Source organism: Halomonas fontilapidosi (assembly GCF_014192285.1).
GTDB classification, from domain to species: Bacteria; Pseudomonadota; Gammaproteobacteria; order Pseudomonadales; family Halomonadaceae; genus Halomonas; species Halomonas fontilapidosi.
This window is the reverse complement of record NZ_JACHXQ010000004.1, coordinates 68,192-91,068: the sequence shown is the minus strand read 5'-3', so window position 1 is coordinate 91,068 and position 22,877 is coordinate 68,192. Positions and strand designations below refer to the sequence as shown.

Genomic DNA, 22,877 nt, shown 5'->3' with positions numbered 1-22,877 from the left:
CTGCTGGGGTGGGCTGGGCTGAGTCATCGCGACGGACGCGACTCACCCCCGCCGTTCGATATCCGACGCAGCGCCCGGCCGACTGCCGGCCAGGCGTAGCCCGGTCTTCTTGAGGATTCGCGAACTGTAGAGGATGCGGTGGTCGCGACACGCCTCGCCCAGGCACTCGCGCAGCACCGACGCCTGGCGCTCGACCTCGTCGTGGCTGCGGCCGTGGAGCATGGCAAAGAGGTTGTAGGGCCAGTGGGGCAGGTGGCGCGGGCGGCGATAGCAGTGGCTGACCCCTTCGAGTGCCGCCACCTCGCGGCCCAGCCGCGCAACATGGGCGTCGTCCACGTTCCACACCGTCATGCCGTTGGCCACATAGCCGAGTCGATAATGGTTGGGCACCGCCGCAACGCGGCGAATCACGCCGCGAGCCTGCATCGCCTGCATGCGCTCGAGCACCGCCTCGCCGCTCAGGCCGACCTCGCGACCCACCGCGCCCCACGGGTCGGGGACCAACGGCAGACCGGCCTGCGTGGCCAGCACGATGGCGCGGTCTACAGCGTCAAGCTCACGGGGCTCGCACGCCTGAACATCGCGGCTCGAGACCGGGCTAGACGGGCAGGTGGAGACGGACATGGAACTCCTCCTCCTTGGGCATGTTGTAGACCGGCAGGCCGGTGGCCGCCTCGATGCCGGCGATGGCCGTGTCGATAGCCTCGGGCGTCTCGGTGGCCAGCACGAACCACATGTTGAGTTCGTGCTCGCGGCGATAGTTGTGGGCCACCTCGGGGAAGGCGTTGACCGCATCAATGACCCGCTCGAAGTCGGCCTCGGGTACGGCCAGCGCCGCCAGGGTCAGGCCACCCCCCAGCCGTTCGGCGTGGTACATGGGGCCGAAACGGCTCAGCACCCCGCCCTCTCGCAGGCGCTCCAGGCGATAGAGCAGGTCGCCCTCGGCGACCTCCAACTCATCGGCCACGGCGGCATAGGGGCGCGCCACCAAGGGCAGGCCATCCTGCAGTCGGTTGATCAGGCGACGGTCGATGTCGTCCAAGTCATCAAGGGTCATGCCGCCCCCTCTCGCACATAGCGTCCACCGCGCTGGCGGTAGGCGTGGGTACTGAACAGCACGCGGTGTTCCAGCGCGTCCAGGCCCAGCCGCTCGACGATGCCCTCGAGCTCCGTCAGCACCCGCTCGCGACGCGTGCCATGGATCATGCAGAAGAGGTTGTAGGGCCAGTCGGGCAGCCGCCGCGGACGTCGGTAGCAGAGCGTTACCGCGGTTTCCCGGGCGAGCCGGCGGCCTACCAGGGCGACCCGCTCGTCGGGCACGTCCCACACCACCATGGCATTGGCCTGGATCCCCAGACGGCGATGGCGCACCACCAGCCCCAGGCGCTTGATCATGCCGTCGGCCTGCCAGCGACGCACGCAGGCCATCACCTCCTCTTCGGCAAGACCCGCCTGCTCGGCCAGGGCCTGCCAGGGCCGCGGGGTGAGCGGTAGCCCCTGCTCCAACAGGGCGCGCAGGCGGCGGTGGGCGTCCGACTCGCCGGGCGCGTCGGCGGTCTCGAGAGGCTGCGGGGTGGCGATGCTCATGTGCGCTCCAGTTCGGCCCAGGGAATCGGGAAGGAAAGGTCGATATGGAAGCCCTCCAGCATCGGCAGACGCAGGATCGGCAGCCCCAGGCGGGCTTCCAGGTCATCGAGGCGCGCCTCGAGTTCGGGCTCGTCGGGCGCGGTCATCACGAACCAGAGGTTGAAGCCGTGCTCGCGGGCCGGATCTTCACGGGCATAGTTGTGGTTGACGCCGGGAGCGGCGTTGATGAGCTCTGCGAAGGCATCACGCTCAGCCTCAGGCACGGCCACGGCGGCGAGCAGGCTGGCACCGGCTCGGGCATGGTCGAAAACCGGCCCCACGCGGCTGAGCACGCCCAGCGACTGCAGCCGCTCCAGGCGCGCGATCACCTCGGCCTCGCAGGTGCCCAGGCGCTCGGCCACGGTGTGAAAGGGTCGGGTACAGACCGGCAGGCCACGCTGATAGCTATCGATCAGGCGGCGGTCCAGGATGTCGAGCTCTTGAACCTGGCAATACGGGGCTTGGCAATGCATCGGCACAGCTCACTTGCGCGTCGGTCAGGCGGGCGGGCCCTGAGGGCCCGCCGCCATCTTCCGATCAGTAGATGTCTTTCTGAGTGTTGATCACGTTGAACTTGCCGGTCGGGGTGACCAGACGCTCGTCCTTGATCACGTGCTTCAACTCGCGGGTCGTGTCATCCACGACCACCAGCGCGGAGGTCTCGTCCATGGTGTTCCAGACGGAGAACCACACTTCGTCGCCAGCCTGGTTGTACTCCGGCTGCACGACCCGCTTGACGCCTTCGCCGACGTCGGCCCACTCGGCGATCGGCAGCACTTCATAGCCGGCCTCGAGGTCGTTGATGTCGAAGACCGCCACGCTCTGGCTAGGCCCTTCACCCGGGTTGAGGGCGGTATCGACGTAGAGGTTGTCGGACTCGGGATGGGTCTTGATGAATAGCGAGCCGCCGCCCTGGCCTTCCAGGGTGCGCACCACCTTCCAGGCGTTGTCCGGATGCCCTTCCGGGTCCGTGCCGATCAGCGAAATGGTGTTGTCGCCCAGGTGGCTGGTGGCCCATACCGGTCCATGCTCGGCATCGACGAAGTTGGCACCACGCCCCGGATGGGGAATCTTGCCCACGTCGACGATCTCCTCGAGCTCACGCTCCAGGGCGTCGATGACGACGATCTGGTTGGATTCGTTGGCCGCGGTGAGGAAGTAGCGGCCCGAGGCGTCCCAGCCGCCATCGTGCAGGAAGCGCGAGGTCTCGATCTCGACGGTGGAAAGCGCATCCAGGTCCTCGTAGTTGACGAGCTGAACCTTGCCGGTCTCCTTGATGTTGACGATGAACTCGGGGTGCTGGTGAGAGCCCACGATGGCCGCCACGCGCGGCTCCGGGTGGTATTCCTGGGTATCGACGGTCATGCCACGGGTGCTGACAATCCTGTTCGGCTCCAGGGTCTGGCCATCCATGATCACGTACTGCGGCGGCCAGTAGGCACCGGCAATCGCATACTTGTCTTCGTACCCCTGGTACTTCGAGGTCTCGACGGAGCGCGCCTCCATGCCGACCTTGATGGATGCCACAATGCTCGGCTCCTCCATCCACAGATCGATCATGTCGACCTTGGCATCGCGGCCGATGACGAAGATGTAGCGACCGGAGGCAGACATGCGCGAGATGTGCACCGCATAGCCGGTCTCGAGGATCTTGACGATCTCCTTGCTACCACCGTCGATCAGCGCCACCTGGCCGGCGTCACGCAGGGTGACCGAGAACAGGTTATCGAGGTTAAGGTCATTCATCTGTTCGGTGGGACGGTCCTCAGGGGCAACCAGCACTTCCCAGGTATCCATCATCTCGGGCATGCCGAACTCAGGCGGCACCGGTGGCTCGTGCATGATGTACTTGGCCATCAGCTCGACCTCATCATCGGTGAGGTCGCCCGAGGTGCCCCAGTTGGGCATGCCGGCCGCGGAACCGTAGGTGATGAAGGCCTTGAGGTACTCCAGGCCGCGCTCCTGGGTAATGTCGGTGGTCAGCGGCTTGCCGGTGGCCCCCTTGCGCAACACGCCGTGACAGCCGGCGCAGCGCTGGAAGTAGATCTCCTTGGCCTTCTCGAACTCGTCCTCGGTCAGGTCCGGTGCCCCGGGCGTCCGCACCGACTTGGCAGCGCTCGGATCGACGGCGGACTCGGTGCCCTGATAGGCGCCCTGAGATTCGTCGAGATCCTTATGGCCTTCCTGCGCCTGGGCCGCGGTAATGCCCAGCGCGACGGTGGTTACCGCCACGGCCAATGGCTTGAGATACCAGTCTTTTTTCATCGTGTTCCACCTCTGTCATGATCCTTGAATGCGCCGTCGCCAGGTCATGGGCGAGTCATTGTTGTCATTCGCCGGAGAGCCACCCGGTGCTGCACAAAGGGCGGCCTTCCTGCGCCAGAGGTTGGCTCATTAACGCGTATAATTCATGCATCTTTAATGGCTCTCGCACCGCTTTTGCGGGTGAGTTTGACCTGCGTCAAAGGGGCCTGGGCCTACCTCCAAAGAGACATTGCGGGGTTGGCGTCCGCATGCTTCATAGGCCCTGCAGGACAACGCTTTGACCACCGTCAAGGCGCGCCCGGCCATCAGCGGTGACACTGCCATCAGCCATGACACCGGTCGCCCTCGCCCACAGGAGATGCCATGCCCTTCCCCACCCGTCTCGTACTGCTGGTGATCTGCTGGCTGCCGATAGCTGCCCTGGCCGATGGCTCGCTCTCTGCCGAGCGCGAGCAGGAGCTCGAGACCCTGCTCTACCAGGACTGCGGCTCCTGTCACGGCATGACCCTGCGCGGCGGCCTCGGCCCGGCGCTGCCCAAGTCGCGCATGAACGCCTATAGCCGCGAGGGCCTGGCCGCGCTGATTCTCAACGGCGTTGCCGGCACCGCCATGCCCGGTTGGGCCGGCCTGCTGAGCCAGCAGGAGGCGCGCTGGCTCGCCGACCACCTGCAGAACGATAACCCCCTGGATGAGTGAGCCATCGCGATGATCCCACAAGGAAGCAATATGGCCGTGTTCCCACGCACCCTGCGCAAACCTCTCGCCGCCGTCGCGCTGCTTGCCGTGCTGGCCGGCTGTCAGGCCACCCCGCAGGCCGAGTTGCGCGGCACAGGCGATCTGGGCGTGGTGGTGGAACGCGCCACCGGCAGCCTGGCGGTGGTGGATACCAGCCACCACCGGATCCTCGATCGCGTCGAGGGGCTGGGGGATCTCTCCCACGCTTCGGTGAAGTTCTCCCGCGATGCCCGCTACGCCTTCGTCTTCGGCCGCGATGGCGGATTGAGCCGGGTCGACCTACTCAGCGGTGAAATCACCCACCGGGTGATGCAGTCCGGCAATAGCATCGGCGGCGCCATCTCCCAGGACGGCTCGCTGGTAGCGGTGGCCAACTACGAACCGGGCGGCGTGAAGGTCTTCGACAGCGAGACCCTGGAGGCGGTGGCCGAGATTCCGGCAACCTACCGGGACGAGAACGGCGAGACAAAGCGCTCCAAGGTGGTGGGCCTGGTGGATGCCCCCGGCAACCGCTTCGTCTACAGCCTCTTCGAGGCCGGGGAGATCCACATGCTCGACATGCGCGAGGGCGTCCCCGACGTGACCCGCTTCCGCGAGATCGGCGAGGCACCCTATGACGCCCTGATCGGCCCCAACGGCCGCTACTACATCGCCGGGCTATTCGGCGAGGACGGCCTGGCGCTGCTCGACCTCTGGCATCCGGAGGCCGGCGTGCAGCGCATCCTGCCCGACTATGGCCGCGGCGAGGAGCGTCTGCCGGTCTACAAGATGCCCCACCTGGAAGGCTGGGCGATGGCCGGCGATGAAGCCTGGCTGCCGGCGGTGGGCCGCCACGAGGTGCTGGTCGCCGACAGCGACGACTGGTCGCTGGTGGAGCGCATCGCCGTCCATGGCCAGCCGATCTTCGTGATGTCCCGCCCGGACGAACGCCAGGTATGGGTCAACTTCGCCCACCCCGACAACAACGTGGTGCAGGTGATCGACACCGAATCGCGCGAGATCGTCGCCACGCTGGAACCGGGCGAGGCGGTGCTGCACATGGAGTTCACCCCAAGGGGCGAGCAGGTGTGGATCTCGGCTCGCGACAGCGACCGGGTGGTGGTCTACGACACCCACACCCTGGAGGAGGTCGCCAGGCTCGACAGCGAATCGCCCAGCGGCATCTTCTTTACCGACCGGGCGCACCGTATTGGTCTGTAACTCGCTCAGACTAACTCAGCGACAGGTCTACGACCTGTCGCTGACGCCCTCGCTGATGCGAGACCTTGGCGACTAGCGCCGCACGTGCAGCGGCACCTCGGCGTAGCCGCCGGCGGGGTAGCGAGCACGCACCGCAGGGCGGCCGGGTAGCGGGCGGATATCCACGGTGGCGTCGAGCAGCGCGTCCATGAAGTCGTGAAGCTCCATGCGCGCCAGGGGCGCCCCGGGGCAGACGTGGATACCGGCCCCGTAGAGCAGGTTATCCGTCGGGTCGCGATCCAGGCGCACCTCGTCGGGGTCGCCGAACACCGCCTCATCTCGGTTGGCCGAGCCCCACAGGAGCGTCAGACGCTCACCCGCTTCCAGGTGGCGGTCGCCGATCTTCACTGCCCGGGTCGTGATGCGCCGATTGGACATCAGCGGCGCATCGAGACGCAGGATCTCGTCGATGGCCGCCGGCAGCAGCCCAGGGTCGGCACGCAGCCGATCCTGCATGTCCGGGTGCGCCGCCAGGTAGCGCATCAGGATGCCGATGCTCGCCGAGATGGTACCCAGCTCTCCCACCGTCCAGTTGCGCAGGATGCTGACGATCTCCTCGTCGGCGAGCGCGCGCCCCTCCACCGTCTCGTTCATGATCCGCGTGGTGACGTCGTCCGGCGCGGCGTCACCAGCCTCACGGCGACTGGCGAGCAGGTCGCGGATCACCCCATCGAACTCGTGCGCCAGCTCACCCAGTGCCTCGCGATCGCCGGCCAGGGTGGCGGCCTGCTGGCGCCTTACCCAGGCACGCAGCGGCTCATGCAGACTGGTCGGCCAGCCCATGAAGGCACACTGGATCTCCAGGGCGAAGTCCTGGCCCATCGCGGTCATCGCCTCTACCTCGCCGTTGGCGGGCAGGCGATCCACCACGTCCTCGGCGATAGCACGGCACTGCGGGGCAAACTCGCCCATCGCCTGGGGGCCAAAATAGGGCTCAATCAAGCGCCGGAAGCGGGTGTGCTCGGGCGGGTCCATGGCATTGGGCACCGAGAGGTGGCGGCTTGCCGCGTTGCTGAAGGTCTCGTGGTCCTCGAGCACGCGCATCACGTCCGCGTGGCGCAGCAGCGACCACTGCAGGTAGTCGCTGAAGGCTACCGGGCAGCGGTGGCGCATCGCGTCGTAGGCGGCAATCTGGTCTGCCTGGACGTCCTCATCGCGCGGGTCCCAGTCCTGCTGGCGCGTATTGCTCATGTCATCTCCTAAGAGGGGCAAGCGTGCGGCAAGCAGACCAGAAGCCCCCCGAAGGTGCATTGACACAGGTCAGCGGACCAGATTCATGGTTCAGGAAAGTTCGGGCCAGCCCGGCAGGCTGAACTCCTCTTGTAGATGGCGCAGCTCGGGCTGGTGCAGCTTGGCGATGCGACGCCCCAGTTCGGCACCGCGAGCCAGCAGATGCACCTCGGTACGCCGGCGGTCATCTCGGCTCTGGCGGCGTTCCACCAAGCCCAGCTGCTCACAGCGATCGACCAGCATCACGGTGCCGTGGTGCTTGGCCTGGAGCCGCTCGGCCAGCTCACCCACCGTCGCCCATTCGCGCCCCTCGAACCCCAGCAGGTGCAACAACAGCTGGTACTGAAGCGGCGTGAGGTCGTGATCGCGGCAGAAGTCCTCGCTCTGCCGCAGGAAACGGCGCAGTTGGTAGCGGAAGTGCGAGAGGCGCTGGAAGTCTTGCTTACTGAGGGCGTCATCACTCATGAGGGAGATCCGAGGGTAGATGGACAGTGGCCCGCCGCTTGACAGGCGTGAGGAGGGAACCTAGAGGTTAATAAACCATATCACAGCATGATACTTGTTCACTGCTGCCGACGAGGATACCGCCATGAACCCCTTGACCGTGATCCAGCTGCCCTTCACCCGCCAGGCGGGTTGGAAGAACCTCCAACAGCGCAAGCCGTCAATTCCTACCCTGGCTTGGTGCTTGGTTCTACCGATGTCGCTGCTGCCGCCTGTACTGCTCTACTACGCCGGCACGCACTACGGCGATGAGTTCGTTGCCGGCTTTGCCGGCCGGGAGTGGCGCTTCATCACCACCATCCTGTTCCTGGCCGAGCTGCTGACGTTCTTCGTGATGGGCTGGTTGATTCATGCCGTGGTCAATGCCACGCGGGAATTATCGATCAACTATCACGACGCCTATCTGCTGGCAGCCCTGGCCCCGCTGCCGCTGTGGTCCTCGGCCATCGTGCTGCTGATCCCCAGCCTGCTGCTCAATGCCCTGGCGGTGCTGGTGGCCCTGGGTATCGCCTGCAGCCTGGTCTACCACGGCCTTCAGGCGCTGTGCGAACGCAGCGACAACGACGTCAACACCATGTCGGCCACCTACACCATCATGGCCGCCGGTGTGTTGGCCTGGGGACTACTGATGGCCGTCGTCTGGGCCTACTGACGCCGAATGATGTGGCGCAACGTCGCAGGTCAGCATTACCGGGCTATAACATGTAATTTATATACATCTTATGACGATAGAGAGCCCCCCGATGCTGACCCCAGAGCAGGAAGACCTGATCGCGGCCACTGCCCCCGCGGTGGCCGATCATCTCGACACCATCACCCAGCGCTTCTACCCCCTGATGTTCGAGCGCTATCCGCAAGTGAAGCCGCTCTTCAACCAGGCCCACCAGCAGGACGGCGGCCAGCCAAGGGCCCTGGCCGGTGCCGTGCTCGCCTATGTGGGACTGCGCCAGGACCCCCAGCAGGCACGCGGCGTGCTGGCCACGGTGGTCAGCAAGCACGTCTCCCTGGGCATCCAGCCCGACCAGTATCCCATCGTCGGCGAGTGCCTGATGGCTGCCATTGGCGAGGTGCTGGGCGAGGCGGTGACCCCGGAGGTCGCCGCGGCCTGGAGCGGCCTCTACGAGGAGCTCGCCGGCCTGCTCATCGAGCTGGAGGAGTACCGCTATCGGGAATTCGAGCAGCGCCCCGGCGGCTGGCGCGGCACCCGCCGTTTCCGTATCGCCGACACTCGCCAGGAGAGCGCGGTGATCCGCTCCTTCGTGCTGGAACCCGAGGACGGCGGCCCGGTGGCCGACCACCAGCCGGGCCAGTTCATCGGCGTGAAGCTGACTATCGACGGCGAGCCGGTCTATCGGCACTACAGCCTCTCGGACGTGCCGAATGGCCGCCACTACCGGATCTCGGTGAAGCGCGAGCCACAGGGCCGCGCCAGCCGTCACCTGCATGACGCCATGAGTGTCGGCGACACCCTGGAACTGCTGCCGCCGGCCGGCGACCTCACCCTGGCAGACGGTGACGAGCCCCTGCTGTTGGCCAGCGGTGGCGTCGGCCAGACCCCGATGCTGCCCATGGCCCGCCATGCCCTCGCCGCGGGCCGCCGGGTGATCTATCTCCACGCCGCCCTGGACGGTGAGCATCACGCCTTCCGCGACGAGGTGGCGGCCCTGGCCGCCGAGCACCCTCAGCGGCTTCGGGCGGTGAGCGTGCACGAGCGCGGCGATGCCGCCGACCATATCGGCCGGATCGACCGCAAGCTGCTCGCCAGCCTGCTGCCCGAGGATGCTCGCTGCTATTTCGTGGGCCCCCAGGGCTTCATGACCGCCATGGACCAGGCGCTCGCCGAGTTGGGCGTGCCAGGCGAACGTCGCCACTACGAGCACTTCGGTCCCTCGCGCCCCCTCGACGCCGCCTAAGGCCAGCGACACCTGCATCGGCGGCGCCCCGGCCATGCTGGGGCGTCGCCGTTGCGTGGGTTTTGGGGATGGGGCTTAGCTGCCGAGAGCCAGAAGCATCGCCTTGATATGACCGATGGCGCGCACCGGATCATGCTACGCTTCACTCCCGCCAGTAGTCGTTGGCCGCGGCGACGGTCTGAAAGTGCGTGGCGATGACGTGGGAGGCCGCGATCAGGCTGTCGGGATCCTCGGCATATTCGGGACGCTGTGCCTTGCGCACCTCGGCGTCCGGTTGGGTGGTCCCCACCCCCTTCTGGGAGAGCGTCACTGCCAGGGCGAAGCCCTCTTGGGGCGTCTCGGTGATCAGGCTCGGCAGCCAGGTATCACCGGATTCCTTCGCTTCATGGTCATCGGCCAGAGCGATACCGCCCAGTAGCAGCGAGGCCGCCAGCAGCAGTGCGCCGGTGACCTTGGCCGAAGCGGGAGCTCGGAAGGTGAGCGACATGGTAACCTCCTCAATCTATAAGATGCATATCCTATGCACCTTTGAAAGGTAGCCAATGCCCTCTCAGCGTCAAGAGGAGGCGTCACGACATCGTCGGCCTGAGGCCGACTTCTGCCCGCTATACGACGCCCGACCAGCCACCTCGTCTTGATCCGACACGAAAACGCTTCCACGGCATTGGCCTCCCTGGACTTCGCCCCTGGAGTCCTCGAGATACTGGCCTAACCGGCGGGGTCGCATCGGTCGTAGTGGAAGGTCATGAAAACAATGCCCGGCGTCATCACCAGCCGCCAGGCCAGCTCGACGTCGTCATCGAACTGCTCGTCGAAGGTGCGAACCGTGTCGATCAGGGTCTCGAGCCAGAGGTCATAGAGGGCCGGGTGGATATCGCGGTGGGCGCGATCGTGGCTGATCGCCACCGCCTGGAGATAGTAGTCGGCATGGCTCGACACATAGAACGCCAGCAGATGATAGAAGGACTTTTTCAGCATGGCCCGCTGGCGCGCCATGTCGGTATGGCGAAACTTCGCGGCGACGGCTGGCGAGGACGCAATAAATCGCTCATAGAAGGCCTCGAAGAACTCCCGCCCCTCGACCTCCCGGCTCAGCACACGCACGTAGCTGACATCGAACAGGCCTTCAATGTCCATGACGACTCCCGACCGGTGAACAGGCCTGATCCCAGGTTAGGCCAGACACTCGCTCAACACCGCGTCGGATAGCGTGCGCATCGCCCCGTCATGATCTGCATCATATCCGAGGTGAATCGCCCCCTCGTCGTGACGTCCGTCAAGGGCCGAGCAAGGATCGTCGACTAGCATGGTCGGGTTTTCACCGAGAGGAGGCTCACCATGGAGCTCGTCTGCCCTGCCGGCAATCTGCCCGCCCTGAAGCGCGCCGTGGACGAAGGGGCCGATGCCGTCTACTTCGGCTTCCAGAACACTACCAACGCCCGCCAGTTCGCGGGTCTCAACTTCACCGACAAGCGTGCGAGGGAGGGCATCGACTACGCCCATGTCCGCGGCAAGCGGGTGTTCTGCGCCATCAACACCTACCCACAGCCGGACGGTTGGGCGATGTGGACCCGCGCCGTGGACCAGGCCGCGGATCTCGGCGTCGACGCCCTGATCATGGCCGACATGGGGCTGCTCGATTACGCCACCCGCCGCCACCCGGACCTCGCCCGCCACCTCTCGGTGCAGGGCTCGGCGACGAGCCACGAGGCGCTGCGCTTCTACCACGACCAGTTCGGCATCAAGCGCGCCGTGCTGCCGCGGGTGCTCTCCATCACCCAGGTGCGTGACCTGGCGAAACAGAGCCCGGTGGAACTGGAGGTGTTCGCCTTCGGCAGCCTGTGCATCATGGCCGAGGGACGCTGCTACCTGTCGTCCTACCTCACCGGCGAGTCCCCCAACACCCGCGGCGTCTGCTCGCCTGCCGCCCATGTGCGCTGGGAGGAGACGCCGGAGGGTCTGGAGTCACGCTTGAACGGCGTGCTGATCGACCGCTACGGCGAGGGCGAGAACGCCGGCTATCCCACCCTGTGCAAGGGGCGCTTCGAGGTGGGCGGCGAGACCTATCACGCCATCGAGGAGCCCACCAGCCTCAACACTCTGGAACTGCTGCCAGAGCTTGCGGAGTTGGGCATCAGTGCGGTGAAGATCGAGGGTCGCCAGCGCAGCCCGGCCTATGTGTCGAAGGTCGCCGGCATCTGGCGCCAGGCGCTGGACCGCCTCGCGCGTGCCCCAGGCCGCTTCCAACCCGAACCTGCCTGGATGACCGGCCTCGGCGAGGTCTCCGAAGGCAGCATCACCACCCTGGGCGCCTATGAGCGCCGCTGGAAATAGGAGAGCGCCCATGTCCGCCACCCCCATGCTCCAACTGTCGCTGGGCCCGGTGCTCTTCTACTGGACCCGCGAGCGCTACGCCGACTTCTACCGCGAGGCCGCCGACTGGCCGGTGGAGATCGTCCACCTGGGCGAGTCGGTCTGCTCGCGGCGCCGCGACATGAAACTCGATGACTGGCTGGGGATAGGCCGCGAGCTGGCCCAGAGCGGCAAGCAGGTGGTGCTCTCGAGCCAGACCCTGATCGAGTCCGAGGCCGACCTGCGCGACCTGCGCAAGCTTTGCGACAACGGCGAGTTCATCGTCGAGGCCAACGATCAAAGCGCGGTGCAGCGCCTTACGACAGCAAGCCTGCCGTTCACTGCCGGAGCGGCGCTGAACCTCTACAACCCGGCCACTCTGAGCGTGCTCAAGCGCGCCGGCATGCAGCGCTGGCAAGCCCCAGTGGAAATGTCGAAGCAGGACCTTACCCGGCTGCTCGCCGACTGCCGCGAGCAGGGGCTCGAGACACCCTGCGAGGTGTTTGCCTACGGCCACCTGCCGCTGGCCTGGTCGTCGCGCTGCTTCACCGCACGCCGCTACCAGAAGCCCAAGGACCGCTGCCAGTTCGTCTGCCAGAAGCATCCCGAAGGCCTGGCGCTGCGCACCCAGGAAGCGGCCCAGGTCTTCAACCTCAACGGCATCCAGACCCTCTCCGGCGCCTGCCAGGACCTGCGCCACGAGGTACCGGACATGGCCGAGATGGGCGTCAGCTTGGCGCGCCTGAGCCCGCGCCCCGACGGCATGGCCGAGGTGGTCAGCGTCTTCGATGCCGCGCGCGACGGCACCCTGCCGGCGCCGGACCCGCTTGCCCTGGTCGATGCCGAGATCTGTGACGGCTACTGGAACGGCCGGCCCGGCATGGCGCATACCCAAGGGCGGGAGGCATCATGATCGGCTCCGCCCTGCGCCTCGAACCGGAGGAGACCTCCGACATCCGCCTGCCGGTGGCCAGCTTGACGACGTCGAGTACCGCGGATTTCCCCGGCCGGCGTGCCACCGTGATCCACCTCCAGGGCTGTCCGCTGCAGTGTGGCTACTGCGAGGTGAGCGAGATGGCCCCCACCCGCCGCGGCGACCCCGGCGAGTGGGAGGCGATGCGCGCGTTCCTTCAGGCCCGACCCGATGGGCTCGATGCCGTGGTGTTCAGCGGCGGCGAGCCCACCCTGCATGCCGACCTGCCACGCGCCCTGGAGCAGGCGCGCGAGATGGGATTGGCCGTGGGGCTGCATACCGCCGGCCCCTACCCGGAGCGCCTGGCCGCCCTGCTGCCACAGCTGGACTGGGTGGCGCTGGACGTCAAGGGACGCGGGCGAGACTTCGACCGGATCTGCGGCCGCCGCGGCATCTGGCAGCAGCATGCTCGAAGCCTCTCGCTGCTGCTGGAGGGCAACACCCCTTTCGAATGCCGCACCACGGTGCACTGGCGGGACTTCGCCCTGGAGGACCTGGAGCGCCTGGCGATGACGCTGGCCGACTGCGGCGTGCGTCGCTATGCCATTCAGGTGGCCCGCGTGGAGCGCTGCCGCGACCCCGACTACTGCCTGCCGGTGGCCGGCGCACCGCCCCGGGAGGCGCTGGAGGCCTTGGCTCGACGGCTGACGCCCCACTTCGCGCGGCTCGAGCTGCGCCACTGAGCCCGGTGGCAATGTGTCCCTACCAACGACAACGCCCCGGCTGCTTGTGCATCCCGGGGCGTTGGCGTTGCGAAAACGGGCGTTCAGTTCGACTGGCCTGGGTTATCCACAGAGCCTAGGAAGAGCCTGCTTATCCACACTTGGACCAGCCGCAGCCGGAGTAGCAGGTGGGGCAGCCGTCCATCATGATCAGCTCGCCGTTGCACTCGGGGCAGTGGCCGACAACGGTGGGACCGTCGCCCTTCGCCTGGGCGGCGTGCTGAGCCTTGCGCTCGGCCTGCTCGAGCTCTTCCGTGGTGGGCGGCTGCCAGGGATGACCGCTGGCCAGGCGCTGGGCATAGCGGCTGACCAATTCTTCCACCGGGACCTGGTTGCCGTCCTGGTCGAGAAAGCCGCGACGATAGAGAATCTGCTGGATCGACCAGGCGATGGCCGCGACCTCGGAGTCGTGGAACATCGGCTTGCCCCAGCGGTTCATGCCGCAGCGCACCAGGCCCTTGTCCCAGGCCACTTTGCGCAGATCGGCCACCGCCTGGGTGACGTAGCCGCCGCGAGCCGCCAGCGACAGGCTGCGCATGGTGGCGGTGATCCACTGGTGCTCGCTGGAGAGCTGGCCGGAGGGGAAGAAGAACTCCACCGGGCGCTCGATCACCACCCGCTTGCCGTTGAGCACGCCCTCCACCGGCATGAACGACACCAGCAGATAGACCTTCTTGCGCCCCTCGGCGCCGACGTAGGAGATCTTCTCCGACACGGCCTCCAGGGTGCCCTCGGGGCGCGAGGGGATGCGCACCGTGAGCGGGTTCTCTTCGGCCAGGGGCGGCTCTTCCACCGCCTTCTTGACGCTATAGGACACGATCTTGGAATTGATCTCGACGGCCATCAGGAGGCTCCTCCGGAAAGTTGTTGGGTGGCACTGGGCATCAGACAGATCGGTTTACCACTTGCCATAGGTACCTTCCTTCAGCCCGTCGTAGAGGTTCGCCGCGTTGTGCTCCTCGCCGTCGTAGATGACCTTCTCGTCGCCCGCCAGCTCGACGGTCTCGCCGTTCTCGAGTTCAAAGACATAGGTGGTGTTCTTGAGATCGTCCTCGCGCACCAGCACGCCCTGGAAGGCCTCCGGGTTGAAGCGGAAGGTGGTGCAGCCCTTGAGCTTGCTGGCGTAGGCGTCGAGATAGAGGTCCTTGAAGTCTTCGAAGGCAAACTCGGTGGGCACGTTGACCGTCTTGGAGATGGCCGAGTCCACCCATACCTGGGCGGCGGCCTGCACCGCCACGTGCTGTTTCGGGCTCACCGCGTCGGCGGTGATGAAATAATCGGGCAGGTCGCTCTCTACGGCGTCGGCGGCGATGAAGTGGCGATAGGCCGCCAGCTCGAAGGAGACCACCTCGACCTGCTCCTTGGTCTTCTTGCCCGACTGGATGACGTTGCGGAAATAGCGGTGCGAGAAGGAGGGCTCGATGCCGTTGGAGGCGTTGTTGCCCAGCGACAGCGAGATGGTGCCGGTGGGGGCGATGGAGCTGTGGTGGGTGAAGCGCGCGCCGTGCTCGGCGAGCTGGGCCACCAGCTCCGGCTCCACCTCGGCGACCTTCTGCATATAGCGGCTGTAGCGGGCGTGCAGGATGCGGCCGGGCACCTTGTCGCCGACTTCGTAGCCGTCCTGCTTGAGCTCGGGGCGCTCGCGCATCATCCGCGGGGTGATCGCGTAGTCCTCGGCCAGGGCCGGCGCCACTCCCTTCTCGCGCGAGAGCTCAAGCGCCTGCTTCCAGCCCTCGAGGGCGAGGTTGCGGCTCACCTCTTCAGTAAAGGCCAGCGACTCGGGAGAGCCATAGGGGATCTTGAGCATGGTCAGGGTAGAGCCCAGGCCCAGAAAGCCCATGCCGTGACGGCGCTTGGCCTCGATCTCCTTGCGCTGGCCTTCCAGCGGGAGGCCGCTGATCTCCACCACGTTGTCGAGCATGCGAGTGAAGATCGCCACCACCTGGCGGTAGCGCTCCCAGTCGAAGCGGGGCTTCTTGCCGAAGGGGTCGATGACGAAACGGGTCAGATTCACCGAGCCCAGCAGACAGGCGCCCTCGGGAGGCAGCGGCTGCTCACCGCAGGGGTTGGTGGCGCGGATCTCCTCGCAGAACCAGTTGTTGTTCATGCGATTGACCTGGTCGATCAGGATGAAGCCTGGCTCGGCAAAGTCGTAGGTCGAGGCCATGATGGTGTCCCACAGCTCGCGGGCCTTGATCACCTCGACAATGCGGCAGGCCACGCGCCCCTCGGCGTCGACGGTGTACCCCTCCTCGACCACCGGCCAGTCGCGGTAGATCAGCTCGCTTTCCTCGACGTCGTCCTTCTCGCCCTCGTGAAGCGGGAAGGCCAGCGGCCAGTCGGCGTCGTTCTTCACGGCTTCCATGAACTCGTCGGTGATCAGCAGGCTGAGGTTGAACTGGCGAAGCCGGCCCGCTTCGCGCTTGGCCTCGATAAACTGACGCACGTCAGGATGGCCGACGTCGAAGGTGCCCATCTGAGCGCCACGGCGCCCACCCGCCGAGGCCACCGTGAAGCACATCTTGTCGTAGATATCCATGAACGCCAGCGGGCCGTTGGTGCCGGCGCCGGCGCCGAACACGAAGGCGCCCTTGTGGCGCAGGGTGGAGAACTCGTAGCCGATGCCGCAGCCCGCCTTGAGGGTCATGCCGGCATCCACCACCGAGTCGAGGATGTCGTGCATGGAATCGCGGATGGTGCGCGAGACGGTGCAGTTGATCAGGCTCACCGCTGGCTTGTAGGCCTCGGCGCCGGCATTGGACATGATCCGCCCGGCCGGAATGGCGCCGTTCTCCAGCGCCCAGCGGAACTTCGGCAGCCAGGTCTCGGCATTGTCGCCTTCCACCGCGGCAAGTGCCCGGGCCACGCGTTCCCAGGTGGCGGTAACGTCCTTGTCCACGGCGTGGTCGTGACGGTCCTTAAGGCGATACTTGGCATCCCAGATGTCACGGGACGGCCCCTGCAGGGGCACCTCGTTGGATGACTTCACTGCCTTGGTGGAAGTGCTCATGCGGATGGCTCCGGAAAAAATCATTGAACGAAATAAGGTCAGCGCGTGTGCTGTGCAAGCCTCTCCAGGCGGACCAGCAGCTCTCCCAGGCGTCCCTGGGCCAGCCCCTCCTCGCGACCGTCGAGAAGGTTCTTGACCATCAGGCCCAGCTCGGTGTCGCCCTCGATCAGCAGCCGGCGCTGGAAGAACAGGCTGTCGGGGTCCTCCCGGCGTGTCGCCAGGCAGAGAAACTCACGCCAGCCACCACGGATGGTCGCCTCGCCCGGCGCGTGACAGAGCACCAGGCGCTGCGCCGCAAGGCTCAGCGTCAGCGTCACGCCGAGATCCTCGATGGCCAGACTGATCCGGCGCCCCTCCAGGGCATCGAACTCACCCTCTTCCAGCGGCTCGGCGAAAGTACGGTTGAGCACAGGCTCAACCAGCCGACGCTTGACGATCAGCGGCACTCGAGGGTCGAGAATGCGGATCAGGCGACTCGGCGCCAGCGGCTGCGGAAATGACAGTGACGGAAGAGGCAGGGACATGAGGGTTCTCCTGATGACGTCGACGCGGCTGGGCCGCCGAACCGCTCATCCTAGGGGCCATCTAAACCGCCTGCACTGACATGCGTCAAGCCGTTACCGGCACCGCGTATCCTGACGGGCCAATACCATATATAGACCAGCTGACGGACTCAAGCACAAGATGTGCAAAAATTTCCCCCTCATTCGAGACAGCCGAAACCGGCGGAGGGGCGCCATTCTCGCCCCCTTGCTGACCCCCAGCATGGTAGACCGCACAACGGCAGCGCTCTGCCCTGCTGCCCTGCTGCCCTGCTGCCCTGCTGCCCTGCTGCTGCCGCAGCTTCGTTGAGACAGCGTATATCAAAAACTATAAATGTATTAAAATGGTGCATACATTTTCGCGATTTTAAAGGCATTTCCTCCCATTATTATGTCTATTCCGCGCATAGGGCATACAGTTGCTGCATATTGGTGCATTGCCTTATAGTGCTGGCGACCCGCTTCGACCGCACAGGAACCGTCCCATGCCCTATGTCCATGACACCCTCGAGGCGCTGCGCAGGAGCAGCCCGGCCCAGACCGAGTTCTACCAGGCCGCCGAAGAGGTGCTGGAGTGCCTGCGCCCGCTCTTCGAGCGCAGCCCCCACTACCTCGACCACGGCATCATCGAGCGCATCGTCGAGCCGGAGCGCCAGATCATGTTCCGCGTCTGCTGGACCGACGACGCCGGCAAGGTAAAGGTCAACAAGGGCTATCGCGTCCAGTTCAACTCCGCCCTCGGCCCCTACAAGGGCGGGCTGCGTTTCCACCCCAGCGTCACCTCGGGCACCATCAAGTTCCTGGGCTTCGAACAGATCTTCAAGAATGCCCTGACCGGGCTGCCCATCGGCGGCGGCAAGGGTGGCTCGGACTTCGACCCCAAGGGCCGCTCGGATGGCGAGATCATGCGCTTCTGCCAGGCCTTCATGAGCGAGCTCCATCGCCATATCGGCCCGACCACCGACGTACCGGCCGGCGACATCGGCGTCGGGGCCCGCGAGATTGGCTTTCTGTATGGCCAGTACAAGCGCCTGACCGGCCGCTACGAGGGCGTGCTGACCGGCAAGAGCCTCAACTGGGGCGGCTCCCTCGGGCGCAAGGAGGCCACCGGCTATGGCGCCGTCTACTTCGCCGAGAACATGCTCGAAGCCCGCGGCGAGACCCTGGCGGGCAAGACCTGCCTGGTGTCCGGTGCCGGCAACGTGGCCCTCTATACCATCGAGAAGCTTCATGAGCTCGGCGCGATTCCCGTCAGTTGCTCCGACTCCCGCGGCACCCTCCATGATCCCCGCGGCGTCGACCTGGCGCTGCTCAAGGAGCTCAAGGAGGTCAAGCGCGTCTCGCTGGAGGCGTATCGGGAGACGCATCCCGAGGCGAGGTACCTGCCCGCGAGCGACTACCCGGCCGATGGTCATGCGGTCTGGCGTCTCGAGGGTGACGTGGCCTTCCCCTGCGCCACCCAGAACGAGCTGACCGAGGCGGATGCCGAGACATTACTGGGCAACGGTGTGACCTGCATCAGTGAAGGGGCCAACATGCCCTCCACCGCTGCGGCCGTGGACCGCTTTCTGGCCGCAAGGGTTGCCTACGGCCCCGGCAAGGCGGCCAATGCCGGCGGCGTGGCCACCAGCCAGCTGGAGATGGCCCAGAACAGCAGCATGCAACAGTGGCCGCTGGAGAAGGTCGACGAAAAGCTCAAGGCGATCATGGCCAACATCCACCGCCAGTGCGCCGAGACCGCCGCCGAGTTCGGCGACCCCACCAACCTGGTGCTGGGCGCCAACATCGCCGGCTTCCGCAAGGTGGCCGATGCGATGATCGAGCAGGGCGTCGTCTGACGCCGATCCCTGTCGAGCGCTAGTGAATACAAAACGGCGTCCCTGGGGCGCCGTTTTGTGTTGGCAGGAGATCGCGCCTCAGACGGTGCGCGAGTAGCGCCCCTTGCTGTGTGCCAGGTAGGCATCGAAGGCCATGGCGGCATTGCGCATCATCAGCCGCCCGGCCGGCAGCACCTCGATGGCCCCATCGCCGATCGCCAGCAGGCCGTCGTCGGCCATCTCCTCGAGCTCGGCGAGGGCATCGGCGAAATACGTCGTGAAGTCGATGCCGTGGTCTGCCTCGATCGTGGCGAAGTCGATACGGCCGTGACACATCAGGGCGTTGATCACATCGCGGCGCAGCCGATCGTCGGCATTGAGGCGGTAGCCGCGCATGACCGGCAGTCGCCCCGCCTCCAGACGTGCCTGGTACTGAGGCGTCTCCTTGACGTTCTGGCTGTAGCTGTCGCCCACCTTGCCGATGGCCGTATTGCCCAGGCCGATCAGGTCACAGTCGGCATGCGTCGAATAGCCCTGGAAGTTGCGCTGCAGGGTGCCGTTCTGCTTCGCCAGCGAGAGCTCGTCCTCGGGCAGGGCGAAATGGTCCATACCGATATAGACATAGCCTGCTTCAGTAAGACGACGGATGGTCAGCTCCAGCAGCTCGATCTTGCGCTCCGGCGGCGGCATGTCTTCGGGGCGGATCAGGCGCTGGGCCTTGAACAGCTCCGGCAGATGAGCATAGCTGTAGGTAGCGATACGGTCGGGGCGCAGGGCGATGATCTTGGTCAGGGTCTCGTCGAAGCTCGCCACAGTCTGCAGCGGCAGGCCGTAGATCAGGTCGACGCTGACCGACTGGAAGCCGGCCTCGCGCGACGCGGCGACCAGCTCCACCACCTGGGCCTCGCTCTGGATGCGGTTGACCGCCTCCTGGACCCGAGTGTCGAAGTCCTGCACGCCGAAGCTCAAGCGGTTGAATCCCAGGGCATGGAGTTCGTGGATCTGCTCGGGCGTCACGGTGCGCGGATCCACCTCCAGGGAGAACTCCCGCGTCTCGGGCTCGGCGAAGTGGAAGGCGGCATCCAGTGCCGCCATCAGCTCGCCGAGCTGATCATTGCTCAGGTAGGTGGGTGTGCCACCGCCCAGGTGCAGCTGCGTCATGCGCCGCGTGTCGTCGAACAGCGCGCCCTGCAGGGCGATCTCGCGCTTGAGCCAGGCGAGGTACTCGGCGGCTCGCTCGCGATTGTGCGTGATGATCTTATTGCAGGCGCAGTAGTAGCAGAGGCTCTCGCAGAACGGGATATGCACATAGGCCGACAGCGGCTTGGGCGTCGTCGCCCGGTTGCTGCGCTCGGCCGCGGCACGATAGTCGTCCTCGGCAAAGGCCGCCTGGAACTGCGGTGCCGTAGGGTAAGAGGTGTAGCGCGGGCCCGGACGATCGTACTTCTCGACCAGGGGACGGATGAACGGCAGGGTATCTTGCATGATCGAATCGAGCCTCTAGAACCGATAGGCGACGACCGCAGCCGTCACCGCAATGGGCGAATTATGCCAGCCAAGACCGGGCGCGTCGGTACCCTTCAAGGGGTAGCTGACCCAGATCAAGTCGAGGCAGCCGGTACTCTGGCGACAGCTCGCCGGCGCCAGTGCACCAGGCGCCACGCCACCAGCAGCCAGGCCAGACTCCAGACACCGGCGGCGCCCCACAGCACCGGGGTGCCGGCCTGCGGCCACGCGAGCCGCAACAGCGCTGCCAGGGAGAAGAACAGGGCCAGGCGCGGCAGCCAGCGCTCTTCTCCCGGGCGCCCCTTGGCCCTCAGGATGGCCTGGCGCAGCATGATGCCGCTGGCCAGGGTGCCGAGCGCGCCCACGGTGAGCGCATGCAGTCCTGACGCTGGGGCGTCTCCCGCCATGAGGTCGACCGCCACCCGCAGGGACCCCATGCCCAGCCAGGCATAGCCGAGCAACAGGCCGAGCAGGTCCGGTCGATCGCCAAGCGCCCAGGGCGCCCACCGCCAGAGCCGTATGAAGATCGCCGCTCCAGCCAGCACCAGCATCACCCCGGCCAGCGGCCATAGCAGCGGCCATATCGCCAGCAGCCCCGCCACGCCCAGCAGGCCGATCAATGCCGCCTCGAGCCGCGGCTGAACGCCGACCCCGGCCACCCGGTCGCGGGCCATCAGGTGCCCGTTCACCGCCGGGGCGATCACGCGGCCGCCCATGAAGGCCATCAGCAACAGCAGCCAGAGTACGCCCTGGTGCAACAGGGGCGAGAGCAGGTTTGGAGAGAGCAGGCTTGGAGGGGCCAGGTGCACCACAAGGCTGGCCACTGCCAGCACACAGAGCAGCCCGAGCAGCGGCGAGAGCAGGCGGTTGCGCCACTTCTTGGCGGCCAGGAAACGCGGCACTACTTGCCAGGCCAGCAGCAGCGCAAAGCCGACATCAGCCAGCAGCAGCGGCCAGGCCGCATGGCCCGCCAAGCCGCCGAGACGCCCGACGAGCCACAACGCTGCCAGAAGCGCCAGCCGACGAGGCGACAATGGACCCAGCAGGTATCCCGCCATCACCGCCAGGGCAAAGCCGAACAGCAGCTCGCGACCATGCGCTGAGGGTGTCGTCAGCGCCGGTCGCCAAGCAAGCCAGCCCCACATCGCCGCCAGCGACAGCGGCACCGCCAGGGCCGCATGCAGAGCGGCGAGCGGGAAAAACAGCGTCCAGGCAGGACGCCGGTCGGTGCGGCGGGTGCCACCGGTTTGACCTGGATCACTGGCAAAGCGACATAACATGCATATAAATTACATCTTAGCTGTGATCACGCCAACCGCGCCGCTACGCGACCGAATGCCGCAGTCGCGAATCAAAGCTAACTGGCATGCTGTTAGTATTATCTGTTTTGTCATTACGCCTCGCGAGGCCTCCAACGTGCCGGGACGCCCATGCACCTGACTCGATTCACCGATTATTCGCTGCGCGTGCTGATCTATCTCGCCGTCAAGGGTGAGCAGCGCTCGACCATCACCGAGATCGCCGAGCGTTTCGAGATCTCCCGCAACCACCTGATGAAGGTCGTTCAGGATCTCAATCATCGTGGCTACATCACCGCCATCCGCGGCAAGAACGGCGGCCTGCTGCTCAAGCGTGCCCCGGAGACGATTCGGCTGGGCGAGCTGGTCCGCGACACCGAGCGTGACATGAACCTGGTGGAGTGCTTCGGCGACGCCAACGAATGCGTCATCACGCCCGCCTGCCGGCTCAAGCCGATCCTGGCAGAAGCCCTTAATGCCTTTCTTGCCGTACTCGACCACTACACCCTCGCCGATCTGATGGGCCCACAACGTCCCAAGCTGATCGGGTTGCTGCAGCTCGATGACGTACCTCCCGCCAGCTGAACCACGCTGGCACCCCTGCATTAGCACCCTCTTTTACCTTTTCCGCCTTCGGGTCTAGGCTGAACGTGACGCACGTCAAGCCTCGCCCGGGTATCGGCTGGCATCATGCCCTCACTCGCCCGGCGTGGTCACAGCCCGGTCCGGGCTTTTTCAAGCACTTAAAGATTCATATTGGAGGTATGTTATGAAGCCACTGCTGATTGCCGGCCTGCTCGGCGGCGCCTTACTGGCCATGGATGCCCAAGCCCAGTCCGGTGACCCGGAAGCCGGCAAGGACAAGATCGCCGCCTGCGCTGCCTGCCACGGCACCGACGGCATGGGTACCGCGCCGATCTATCCGAACCTCGCCGGCCAGTCCGCCACCTACCTGGAAAGCGCCATGAAGGCCTATCGCGATGGCAAGCGCGGTGGCGGCATGTCCGCGATCATGGCGCCCCAGGCCCAAGGGCTCTCCGATGAGGACATCGCCGATATGTCGGCCTACTACGCCAGCCTCGAGCCCTGATCCCCCGGCCGGCCCTCGGGCCGGCCTCCCTTGTTGTATGGCGGCCGAGATGCCG

At 66.0% G+C, this 22,877-nt stretch carries 24 protein-coding genes; 10 read left to right on the top strand and 14 right to left on the bottom strand.

Translation table 11 applies throughout. The features are described from left to right. Nucleotides 1-42 precede the first annotated feature (42 nt). The 5 genes from ahbB (FHR95_RS07810) to FHR95_RS07790 all read right to left on the bottom strand — a co-directional run bounded on the left by ahbB (FHR95_RS07810) (nt 43) and on the right by FHR95_RS07790 (nt 3,891). Nucleotides 43-624, bottom strand: a complete 582-nt coding sequence (ahbB, locus tag FHR95_RS07810) for a siroheme decarboxylase subunit beta (RefSeq protein WP_183313984.1) — start codon at nt 622-624, stop codon at nt 43-45. Next, nucleotides 599-1,057: an Lrp/AsnC family transcriptional regulator gene (locus FHR95_RS07805; RefSeq protein ID WP_183313983.1), complete on the bottom strand. Its 459-nt coding sequence runs from the start codon at nt 1,055-1,057 to the stop codon at nt 599-601. The genes ahbB (FHR95_RS07810) and FHR95_RS07805 overlap by 26 nt, the downstream gene beginning before the upstream one ends. Beyond that, a complete protein-coding gene (ahbB, locus tag FHR95_RS07800; RefSeq protein ID WP_183313982.1) occupies nt 1,054-1,587 on the bottom strand; it encodes a siroheme decarboxylase subunit beta in 534 nt (177 codons plus the stop codon). Before ahbB (FHR95_RS07800) ends, FHR95_RS07805 begins: the two co-directional genes overlap by 4 nt. Continuing rightward, nucleotides 1,584-2,099, bottom strand: a complete 516-nt coding sequence (locus tag FHR95_RS07795; RefSeq protein WP_183313981.1) for an Lrp/AsnC family transcriptional regulator — start codon at nt 2,097-2,099, stop codon at nt 1,584-1,586. The genes ahbB (FHR95_RS07800) and FHR95_RS07795 overlap by 4 nt, the downstream gene beginning before the upstream one ends. A 64-nt stretch (nt 2,100-2,163) precedes the next feature. Continuing rightward, nucleotides 2,164-3,891 (bottom strand): nitrite reductase, encoded by a 1,728-nt coding sequence (locus FHR95_RS07790; protein WP_183313980.1) that lies wholly within the window; start codon nt 3,889-3,891, stop codon nt 2,164-2,166. A 363-nt stretch (nt 3,892-4,254) separates the two neighbouring features. Here FHR95_RS07790 and FHR95_RS07785 point away from each other — a divergent pair, with 363 nt between their 5' ends. Both FHR95_RS07785 and FHR95_RS07780 read left to right on the top strand, forming a co-directional pair. Continuing rightward, nucleotides 4,255-4,587 carry a c-type cytochrome gene (locus FHR95_RS07785; protein WP_183313979.1) on the top strand — a complete coding sequence of 111 codons (333 nt, stop codon included), beginning with the start codon at nt 4,255-4,257 and terminating at the stop codon, nt 4,585-4,587. A 30-nt stretch (nt 4,588-4,617) separates the two neighbouring features. Next, nucleotides 4,618-5,826, top strand: coding sequence for a cytochrome D1 domain-containing protein (locus tag FHR95_RS07780; RefSeq protein WP_183313978.1), 1,209 nt, complete (start codon nt 4,618-4,620; stop codon nt 5,824-5,826). 72 nt (nt 5,827-5,898) lie between these two features. Here the strand turns inward: FHR95_RS07780 and FHR95_RS07775 are convergent, their stop codons facing one another. Next, complete coding sequence (locus FHR95_RS07775) at nt 5,899-7,056, bottom strand: cytochrome P450 (RefSeq protein WP_183313977.1); 1,158 nt, start codon at nt 7,054-7,056, stop codon at nt 5,899-5,901. A 90-nt stretch (nt 7,057-7,146) separates the two neighbouring features. Then, entirely contained in the window at nt 7,147-7,560 is a 414-nt protein-coding gene (locus FHR95_RS07770) for a MarR family transcriptional regulator (protein ID WP_040183472.1), read from the bottom strand. 124 nt (nt 7,561-7,684) lie between these two features. On the opposite strand from FHR95_RS07770, the gene FHR95_RS07765 reads away from it, so the two are divergent. Beyond that, on the top strand, nt 7,685-8,251 hold the full coding sequence (locus FHR95_RS07765) for a YIP1 family protein (RefSeq protein ID WP_040183473.1): 567 nt from the start codon (nt 7,685-7,687) through the stop codon (nt 8,249-8,251). A gap of 91 nt (nt 8,252-8,342) precedes the next feature. Beyond that, nucleotides 8,343-9,512 carry an NO-inducible flavohemoprotein gene (hmpA, locus tag FHR95_RS07760; RefSeq protein WP_183313976.1) on the top strand — a complete coding sequence of 390 codons (1,170 nt, stop codon included), beginning with the start codon at nt 8,343-8,345 and terminating at the stop codon, nt 9,510-9,512. 142 nt (nt 9,513-9,654) lie between these two features. Here hmpA and FHR95_RS07755 read toward each other — a convergent pair whose 3' ends face one another. Together FHR95_RS07755 and FHR95_RS07750 are read right to left on the bottom strand one after the other, a co-directional pair. Beyond that, complete coding sequence (locus tag FHR95_RS07755; RefSeq protein WP_183313975.1) at nt 9,655-9,999, bottom strand: hexameric tyrosine-coordinated heme protein; 345 nt, start codon at nt 9,997-9,999, stop codon at nt 9,655-9,657. Nucleotides 10,000-10,220: 221 nt separating this feature from the next. Next, a complete protein-coding gene (locus FHR95_RS07750; RefSeq protein ID WP_183313974.1) occupies nt 10,221-10,649 on the bottom strand; it encodes a globin in 429 nt (142 codons plus the stop codon). Between the two features lie 201 nt (nt 10,650-10,850). Here FHR95_RS07750 and ubiU point away from each other — a divergent pair, with 201 nt between their 5' ends. From ubiU to FHR95_RS07735, 3 genes are read left to right on the top strand one after another with little or no spacing between them, the layout of a single operon-like run. After that, complete coding sequence (ubiU, locus tag FHR95_RS07745; protein ID WP_183313973.1) at nt 10,851-11,846, top strand: ubiquinone anaerobic biosynthesis protein UbiU; 996 nt, start codon at nt 10,851-10,853, stop codon at nt 11,844-11,846. 10 nt (nt 11,847-11,856) lie between these two features. After that, a complete protein-coding gene (locus FHR95_RS07740; protein WP_246378445.1) occupies nt 11,857-12,777 on the top strand; it encodes a U32 family peptidase in 921 nt (306 codons plus the stop codon). After that, nucleotides 12,774-13,520 (top strand): anaerobic ribonucleoside-triphosphate reductase activating protein, encoded by a 747-nt coding sequence (locus FHR95_RS07735; RefSeq protein ID WP_183313972.1) that lies wholly within the window; start codon nt 12,774-12,776, stop codon nt 13,518-13,520. Before FHR95_RS07740 ends, FHR95_RS07735 begins: the two co-directional genes overlap by 4 nt. A 130-nt stretch (nt 13,521-13,650) precedes the next feature. Here FHR95_RS07735 and FHR95_RS07730 read toward each other — a convergent pair whose 3' ends face one another. The 3 genes from FHR95_RS07730 to ubiT are packed head-to-tail and all read right to left on the bottom strand — an operon-like array spanning nt 13,651 to nt 17,093. Further along, complete coding sequence (locus FHR95_RS07730) at nt 13,651-14,403, bottom strand: hypothetical protein (RefSeq protein WP_040183486.1); 753 nt, start codon at nt 14,401-14,403, stop codon at nt 13,651-13,653. 54 nt (nt 14,404-14,457) lie between these two features. After that, entirely contained in the window at nt 14,458-16,569 is a 2,112-nt protein-coding gene (locus FHR95_RS07725) for an adenosylcobalamin-dependent ribonucleoside-diphosphate reductase (RefSeq protein WP_040183487.1), read from the bottom strand. A gap of 38 nt (nt 16,570-16,607) precedes the next feature. Further along, nucleotides 16,608-17,093, bottom strand: coding sequence for a ubiquinone anaerobic biosynthesis accessory factor UbiT (gene ubiT, locus FHR95_RS07720; RefSeq protein WP_183313971.1), 486 nt, complete (start codon nt 17,091-17,093; stop codon nt 16,608-16,610). A gap of 503 nt (nt 17,094-17,596) precedes the next feature. Between ubiT and gdhA the strand changes: the two genes are divergently transcribed. After that, on the top strand, nt 17,597-18,949 hold the full coding sequence (gene gdhA, locus FHR95_RS07715) for an NADP-specific glutamate dehydrogenase (RefSeq protein WP_183313970.1): 1,353 nt from the start codon (nt 17,597-17,599) through the stop codon (nt 18,947-18,949). Nucleotides 18,950-19,027: 78 nt separating this feature from the next. On the opposite strand, the gene hemN is transcribed toward gdhA, so the two are convergent. Together hemN and FHR95_RS07705 are read right to left on the bottom strand one after the other, a co-directional pair. Next, nucleotides 19,028-20,413, bottom strand: a complete 1,386-nt coding sequence (gene hemN / locus FHR95_RS07710; RefSeq protein WP_183313969.1) for an oxygen-independent coproporphyrinogen III oxidase — start codon at nt 20,411-20,413, stop codon at nt 19,028-19,030. 116 nt (nt 20,414-20,529) lie between these two features. Then, a complete protein-coding gene (locus tag FHR95_RS07705; RefSeq protein ID WP_183313968.1) occupies nt 20,530-21,714 on the bottom strand; it encodes an NnrS family protein in 1,185 nt (394 codons plus the stop codon). A 150-nt stretch (nt 21,715-21,864) separates the two neighbouring features. Between FHR95_RS07705 and FHR95_RS07700 the strand changes: the two genes are divergently transcribed. Together FHR95_RS07700 and FHR95_RS07695 are read left to right on the top strand one after the other, a co-directional pair. Next, the gene (locus FHR95_RS07700) at nt 21,865-22,317 is read left to right on the top strand and encodes an Rrf2 family transcriptional regulator (RefSeq protein WP_040183491.1); all 453 of its coding nucleotides are present in this window, start codon (nt 21,865-21,867) and stop codon (nt 22,315-22,317) included. 184 nt (nt 22,318-22,501) lie between these two features. Further along, on the top strand, nt 22,502-22,822 hold the full coding sequence (locus FHR95_RS07695; protein ID WP_040183492.1) for a c-type cytochrome: 321 nt from the start codon (nt 22,502-22,504) through the stop codon (nt 22,820-22,822). Nucleotides 22,823-22,877: the final 55 nt, after the last annotated feature.